General features: G+C 60.4%; 6 protein-coding genes and 1 pseudogene. 5 read left to right on the plus strand and 2 right to left on the minus strand.

Annotated features, from left to right (window positions below; genetic code table 11):
• Positions 1 to 248 precede the first annotated feature (248 nt).
• Positions 249 to 917: a hypothetical protein gene (locus tag WCA53_RS32620; protein ID WP_423921640.1), complete on the plus strand. Its 669-nt coding sequence runs from the start codon at positions 249 to 251 to the stop codon at positions 915 to 917.
• Between the two features lie 350 nt (positions 918 to 1,267).
• Here the strand turns inward: WCA53_RS32620 and WCA53_RS32625 are convergent, their stop codons facing one another.
• Positions 1,268 to 1,873, minus strand: a complete 606-nt coding sequence (locus WCA53_RS32625; RefSeq protein ID WP_423921645.1) for a TetR/AcrR family transcriptional regulator — start codon at positions 1,871 to 1,873, stop codon at positions 1,268 to 1,270.
• A 130-nt stretch (positions 1,874 to 2,003) separates the two neighbouring features.
• Here WCA53_RS32625 and WCA53_RS32630 point away from each other — a divergent pair, with 130 nt between their 5' ends.
• The 4 genes from WCA53_RS32630 to WCA53_RS32645 all read left to right on the plus strand — a co-directional run bounded on the left by WCA53_RS32630 (position 2,004) and on the right by WCA53_RS32645 (position 5,702).
• On the plus strand, positions 2,004 to 2,927 hold the full coding sequence (locus tag WCA53_RS32630) for an NAD-dependent epimerase/dehydratase family protein (protein ID WP_423921650.1): 924 nt from the start codon (positions 2,004 to 2,006) through the stop codon (positions 2,925 to 2,927).
• Positions 2,924 to 3,274 carry a DoxX family protein gene (locus WCA53_RS32635; protein ID WP_423921653.1) on the plus strand — a complete coding sequence of 117 codons (351 nt, stop codon included), beginning with the start codon at positions 2,924 to 2,926 and terminating at the stop codon, positions 3,272 to 3,274. The genes WCA53_RS32630 and WCA53_RS32635 overlap by 4 nt, the downstream gene beginning before the upstream one ends.
• Before the next feature lie 105 nt (positions 3,275 to 3,379).
• Complete coding sequence (locus WCA53_RS32640; protein WP_423921656.1) at positions 3,380 to 4,006, plus strand: SH3 domain-containing protein; 627 nt, start codon at positions 3,380 to 3,382, stop codon at positions 4,004 to 4,006.
• 394 nt (positions 4,007 to 4,400) lie between these two features.
• Positions 4,401 to 5,702 (plus strand): tryptophan leader peptide, encoded by a 1,302-nt coding sequence (locus WCA53_RS32645; RefSeq protein WP_423921659.1) that lies wholly within the window; start codon positions 4,401 to 4,403, stop codon positions 5,700 to 5,702.
• Positions 5,703 to 6,786: 1,084 nt separating this feature from the next.
• Here the strand turns inward: WCA53_RS32645 and WCA53_RS32650 are convergent.
• Positions 6,787 to 6,891, minus strand: a pseudogene (locus tag WCA53_RS32650) (2-hydroxyacid dehydrogenase); the annotation flags it as partial.

Consider the following 6,891-nt stretch of genomic DNA (forward strand, 5'->3'; position numbering starts at 1 on the left):
CCCACTTTCAGTGAGGCAATGCAGTACGAACAATGATATCAGTGCATGGCGGCTCATGCGAATGCAGTTGGATTCGACGGCACACTGACACAATGCCTGACGTAAAGGTTGTGAGCCGCCGGCCCCAGATTGGCGACCATCCTCTGCGAGCAAGTTAGTTGGAGCTATAAATTAGTCGTTCTATCATGGTTGGTTCACGCCGTTTGCACGACCTGTCAGTAAGTATGATGAATACCCGAAAGATTTTGATGATTATTGGAGGGATCCTGCTCGGAGCAGCAGGGACCACGTACTTGACGCTCCTTCTGGAGGACCGCCGCTCAGTGGCAGAAGTCACCGCCGCCATGGATGAATCCGCACGCCCTCCCGTCGTCGATTCGCGCGTCGGCGATCACGTGACGCAAGGCAGCATCAGCCCGTCGAAGCCGTCCGGCGCAATCACGCAAAGCACTGCCATCGCGCAGGAGCCGGTGGTTACCGCTCCGGTTCTGGCAGCAGCACCTGCACCCGTGGCGGCCGGGCCCGCATCCAGTCCGGCCGCCACACAAGTCAATGAGCAACGGAAACCGGAGGCACAACCGAAGCAGGCGCCGTCGACGGCAGTCGCGTCGGTGAACCTGCAGGACTCGAGTGCGCCGAAGGTGGTTCCGGCGCAACGCGCCCTGCGTGGACGAGACGGTCTGGACCGTCGCGCGATAACGACTCGAGGCGCGACACCGGAAACGGACGAACTGGTTAGGGAATCGGCGAAGCTCGATCCATCGTTGCCTCCGCCGGATATGTCGGCCGCTCGCGCCGCCATGGACCCACGTAGCGCCAAGCCACACGCGGGCTCGAATCCGGTCGCGGCCGCGATGACGGATCAGCTCGTCAGGGATTCGGCGAAGCTCGATCCTTCGCTGCCGCCGCCCAAGTAACCGACTTCTCCGGGAGCACGTGCGGCTGCATGAACTCCCCCGGCACTTGAGCACCGGGCTCGCGCTTGGTGTAAGGCGCCCGAAGCAAGTGAATTGGCGATCGCCGTCTACAGTTGAGCACTGTGGAATGACCGCTATCAGGGAAGTTGGCCGGCTCCTCAGGGTCGTGTGCCGTCGATCGACGGCAGGCAGTGACCGGCCACAAATGGACACTCACAATTTTAGAAACACGCCTGGATCGTACGGAAACCGGCGCGCGACTGCGTTCTGAATCGGACCCGCGGTGTCTTGCTTCCCGCGCTACATGCTGTTGCGTTCCGCATGCAGCGGCTCGACATATGCCGCGCTCCTTAGCGAAGTGCAGCCGCTACCGCCTCGTCAATCTGCAGCGCAAAGCGCGCCTCGACATTGGGCACCGTGTAGCCAATTGACAGTTCCAGATACGCGTCGCCAAGCACCAACTGAACGAATGTCGCTGCGCGCGATGCCGCAGTCGATTTGTCAAATCGCTTTCGCAGAATTTTTGCGGCGAAGGCACGCACGACCGTTGCACCATTTTCGTAAAACACTTGGCCTAGTTCCGGGAGACGCTCGGCCTCAGCAACGATGGCGCGGTAAAGCCGCAGATTATCCAGCGTAATAAGGCTTCGTGCCAGCAACCAGCCCAACTCGCGCAACTCGACTTCGGGTGCGCCATCGGTTTGCTCGCCCTGAGCGCTGGCAAGCAGCGCGCCCACCTGAGCGCACATGTCGCTGACCAGACCAACGAAAAGTGCCTCCTTCGACTTGAAGTGGCGGTAGACCGTCTGTTTGCCGACGCCAGCGGCCGCGGCGACATCGTCCATCGTTGCCAGGCCGAAACCCTGGCTTAAAAAAACGGTTTTCGCGCCGTCGAGGATCGCGGACCGCTTACGGCGTTGCATCGGGCTCAGGTCGGGGAGAGGGGACGTGTTCATGCCAGATAAATAACAGATCGTCGAGTAGTTGACAAGACTACTCAGTCTCGTTTAGATTTGTCAGAACGAGACCGATTAGTCTCGTTGGTCTGACTTATCAACTTCGCAGGCAATCATCGAGGAGAACGCGATGGAACTATTCATTACGGGTGGTACGGGCTACATCGGGCAAGCGGTCGCGCGCAAGGCAATCAGCCTAGGCCATCAGGTGACGGCGCTGGTGCGCGACGACAAGTCGGCGGCCGCGAGCGCGCTGGCAAGTCTCGGCGTGAAACTGCACGGCGGCGACTTGCGTGAGCCACAGTCTTTCGCTGCGACTGCCGGTGCCGCTGATGGCGTGGTGCACATGGCGTCGACCAACGATGCTTCCGCCGCTGCTGCTGACGAGGCCGCGGCTCTAGCGATGCTTTCGCATTTGCGTCCGGGCGCGGCGTTTGTCTATACGTCGGGCATTTGGGTCTACGGCAATACGGAGGGCGAGCCCGCGACTGAAGCATCGGCGCTGAACCCGACACCACTTGTCGCCTGGCGTCCCGCAGTGGAGCAACACGTGCTGGCGCTGGCAGCACGCCGCTCGATTGCCGCGGTGATCCTCAGGCCGGCGATGGTGCACGGCTACGGCGGCGGCATCTTCGGCATGCTTGCCGGCATGGTCCGTCAGACCGGCAGTGTGAGGGTCGTCGGCGATGGTGGCAACCACTGGGCTGCCGTTCACGTCGACGATCTCGCCACGGCCTACCTGAGCGCGGTGGAGCGGGCGGCAAGTGGGGACGGTCGAGTCGCGGGACAGATCTTCAACGTGGTCGCGGAAGATGCCGTTGCCGTTGCCGAAATGGGTGAAGCGATTCGGGCCTCGGTCGGCGCCGATCGCGTCGAACCCTGGCCGCTCGACGATGCTCGCAAATCGCTTGGACTGTTCGCTGACGCACTGGCGCTCGACCAGACGGTAAGCGGCCAGCATGCCCGGGAAGTTCTTGCGTGGGAACCCCACGGCCCCGGCCTGATCGCGGACCTCTCTGTGCAGAAGCACTATCAGCCAAGCAGCGGAGCATGACGGTGGCGCTAAACACTGCATCTTTCGAATCGATTCTCGCGACGATCGTAGCGGTTCTGTTCGCGGTTGCTGGGGTGGTCAATCTCGCAGGACGCGGCGCAGTGAAGCGCGACTTCGCACGCTGGGGTTATCCGGCATGGTTTCGATTGCTCTGTGGCGCTCTCGAGTGGCTCAGTGCAGCACTTCTTCTTGGACAACAGACCAGAGTTTTAGGCCTAACGCTGGCCGGTGCGATCATGATTGGCGCGCTCTTCACATTGCTACGAAATCGGGAGCCATTCCAGCATCTCGCCCCGGCGCTGATCTTCTCGGCTCTCGTTGTGGTTACGGTGGCGCTCCGCGGTTGATTGATCTTGTCAGGCCCGGGGATTGCTGCGATCAGCCCGTCAACATCGAATGAATAGATCGGGTCGAAGATCACGAAGATAACAACGGGTTCTTCAGGGGAGGAGATGAAAAAATCTTTGGCTATCTGCGTGGGCGTGGGGGGCTTGCTTTGCCTATCGGGCGGTGCGTCCGCGCAGCAAACTGCGTTCACCAACTCGCCTGTCTATGTGTTTGCGGGGCCCGCACCGGATTATCCGGTTGTGTCGCAGCTGCCGCAGGGACTTCAAGTAACGGTGTACGGTTGCGTGGCCGGCTATTCCTGGTGCGATGTAGCCGTACCGAACCTGCGTGGCTGGATTGACGCTTCCACACTCAGCTATCCGTATCAGGGGGCCAATGTGCCCATCCTGACTTATGGCGCGGCCATCGGCCTACCGATCGTCACGTTTTCCGTGGGCCCTTACTGGGGCAGCTATTATCGCGGACAACCGTGGTATCACGATCAGGGGCGATGGATCAATCATGCGCCGCCTCGTCCGGGCCCGGGTCCTGGTTACGGGCATCCGCCGCCGCAGCCGTATGCCGGGCATCCTCCAGCGCCGCCACGCGGCAATGAAGGCTACGCAGGCAGGCCGCCCGGGGCGCCGCAAGGCAACTACGGCCATCCAGCTGGATCCGGTGTGACTCACGAGCAGGCTACGCCCGGGCATCGCGGTGGCGAAGACGATCATGGCCATCCGCCGCCACAATAGGCCGCTAGCAAGGCAAGAAGCTCAGCCAATCCCGTGGTCCGCAAGAGCGTCAAGCGTTGCGGCCAGGGAAGCGCGGTGAGCTGACACTCTACGGTTCCTTGATAGCTGCGGAGGGCGCGCCACTTTGGCGTTTCTCCTTCCGTGCCGACAGGCGTTCGCAAGGATCGCGGAGCCTTCAGCCCCTGCGTTTTCGGCTTTCCCTGGACTCGAGCCCCGTCTCCAGCTCAGCGCCCGCGTCGCACCGGCGCGTCTCCGGACGCCGAGGTCTAGTTGGTCGGGCAGCCCTTGCCTCATAGTACGCAAAACGCCATGATTGGCGGGACCTCAGAAGTTCGCATATGTGCGCGTTAGCCGCGCCCTGGAAAAACGTGTATTTGCTCCGTCGGAGGAAATCGTGGACTGGAAGTTCTGGAACAAAGCGAGCACCCCTGCTCCCGGCACGTCCGAATGGCCAACCGACACCTATGAGGCGTTGCGGCGTCTGCTTGGCATGCTGATGCGAGCAGACACGCCGCCTTTTTCGAGCTGGAACGCACCGGGCGTCGTGTTCGCGCCCAACGTTGAGAACCCTGCACAGAGTGCGACCAAAGGCTATCAACTCGCCCTCTGGTTCTGGGTCTTTGCAGAAAAGCACGGGGTGGTCGCCGCGAGAATGGCTCGCGACACGTTTTGCCTGCTCGCGGACGAGGTCCAACCTTCAACGGGGGACGTTCTCGACAATCTGATAGAACTTGAGAACCGGTTGATCCAGTCATTCGACGCGACACCGATTGAACAACGCAGCTTTGTGCAAAGTGGCCAGGCTGTGGAGCTGCCCATGGAGTTTTTTCTGGCAACAGGCTTCCTGCTTCAGGCCCCTGACTCGCCTTACTATGGTCGCTCGAGTGTGGATTTTGAGGGCAACGACATCAAGCTCGCGAGTTGCCTTCGCAGTGCCACTGAGCAGGCGCTGCCGCTTTTCAAACCGATGGTACAGGCTATCGAAGGCTTTGACGCCCGCGCCCTGCCTCGGTGGAAATGGAGCGCGTCGCCTGGCGCCATGGAGCGGCATCTGCAGCGCCGCTATAACAATCCCCTGTTTCCCTTGCATCGCCAGGTTGTCACCTCAAGCGACGTCTATGAAGCGCGTGTCGCGGATTATCAAGCGCTCGCCGACATTCGCGTGGAGCTCGCTGAGCTCGCCCGGGAGTTTTACGGACTCACAGAGTTGCCCGTTGACTGGCACCCCCTTCTCAATGGCCTGAGGGAGCGGCTGGATAAGCTAGAAGAGTATCGTCTGATGGCGGGGGGCGAAAACGAGTCGCTCGGAGGTGCAATTGCCGAACTGCGCGACAAGGTCATGGAAATTTGGCGCTCTGCGCTTCACAATAATGCCCACCAGCTTGCCACGCTCGAGGAGGCCGAGACCGTTCAGCGGGAACGCCGTGCTGCACTATATGCAACCGACTGGATGCGCCAGCTACGCAGTCACGCCTCGCCGATACCGCCGCAAGAAGTCGTCGCAGCACTCTTGAGCGACACGCCGACAGAAATTGAAAGAGCGGTTGCCGCACTGCAGGCTGAGTCACAACTGCACAGCACGCTCGAAAACTGCCGCTCGTATGCACACAGGCTGGTGGCAGAAGTCCGCGCGGCTGGTCATACCCTTCCCGATATTGACGAAAAGTTGCGCATCCTCGGCGAAAACTATCACTGAGGGGGTCGGCTTCGCTGGCAATTGCGGGCGCCAAATCAGGCAATGCAGCAAGCCATTCGAGATCGATGGCTCGCCGCTACGATTTTCTCGTATGCCAGACAAAAAAAGCCGGCGCTTGGCCGGTAATGCCGTTCAGTGCAAACCGAAGCAGTTGAGTTGTACGCGCCGTCACTCGCCTGCAGGCGCCCATGGTTATGGCGGCCGATCTGTGCGGGAGCACACATTCAATTGAATCGCGCGAATCGCGAGCCGCCGAGATTCGTACCTTGGGTACCGGCCGCAAAAAGCGCCAACGCTGCACGGCATGTTGTTGTGTTACTTTGTCTTCGAGCGGGCCACTGTAATTGTCGCGGCGATGATGATCCCTCCTCGCATTACCGCCCGGAGGAACGACCCGAATGTATGCCTTGCGTTCCTGTTTAACCTGACGAACCGAGGGCGCGCGACCGATGAACGCATATCTGATCAATCTCTACGCAAGCCGTCACCGAGGTTGACGGCGGCGATATCGATTCGCTTGATCCCGTATAAGGCTGCTCGATAGCGACTTCGTCGAGAGCTACGGGCTGATCAAAAGCGGCGGCGATTGTCTGTACGTCATGGAATCCGGCTATTACGGCCGACAAGGCGACGCTGTCATTAGGCCGGTAGCAATGCGACCGGCTCGCGGTCTGCTAGGCTGGGAGTGAATCAATGGAAAAAATGTACTCGTACAAAGGCTTTGAGATCACCGTGAAGCTTGAGTCTGTGCGGGCTCTGTCAAGCGAATTCACATTTGGACCCCCGGTGGGGTACATAGCAGTGGTGAGTATCTGCACCGCGGACCCGAGAAGACCAGTAGGCCTACCGATTGCGCTCGTCACAGAAGGAAACCGCGTCTTCAGCACGGGGGACGACGCCTTGACGGCAGGATTTAACGCAGCAAAGCGTGTGATAGACGACAGAGTTGCCCCTTGACGGCGTTCTCATCTGCGGTCAGTCGTACAACTGAATGAATCATCTGCCGCCGGCACTCCTCGCTGAGCTTCGCATGCTTCGGATGCAAATGTGGCGCCTGACGCTGAACGAATCTCACGATTGGCGCTCAGCCGGCCCGGATCTCGTTTTCAAGGGCTTCGTTTCGCTCGAAAGCCGAGACGCTGCGAAGCGTGGTCTCACAAATCGTCGTCAATGCCTCACGCGTCAGAAA

The sequence above is a fragment of the Caballeronia sp. genome, assembly GCF_049581465.1.
Taxonomy (GTDB): domain Bacteria; phylum Pseudomonadota; class Gammaproteobacteria; order Burkholderiales; family Burkholderiaceae; genus Caballeronia.

Coding starts and splice junctions, on each gene's coding strand:
- WCA53_RS32630 (WP_423921650.1), top strand. CDS start 2,004: ATGGAACTATTCATTACGGGTGGTACGGGCTACATCGGGCAAGCGGTC.
- WCA53_RS32625 (WP_423921645.1), bottom strand. CDS start 1,873: ATGAACACGTCCCCTCTCCCCGACCTGAGCCCGATGCAACGCCGTAAG.
- WCA53_RS32620 (WP_423921640.1), top strand. CDS start 249: ATGATTATTGGAGGGATCCTGCTCGGAGCAGCAGGGACCACGTACTTG.
- WCA53_RS32635 (WP_423921653.1), top strand. CDS start 2,924: ATGACGGTGGCGCTAAACACTGCATCTTTCGAATCGATTCTCGCGACG.
- WCA53_RS32640 (WP_423921656.1), top strand. CDS start 3,380: ATGAAAAAATCTTTGGCTATCTGCGTGGGCGTGGGGGGCTTGCTTTGC.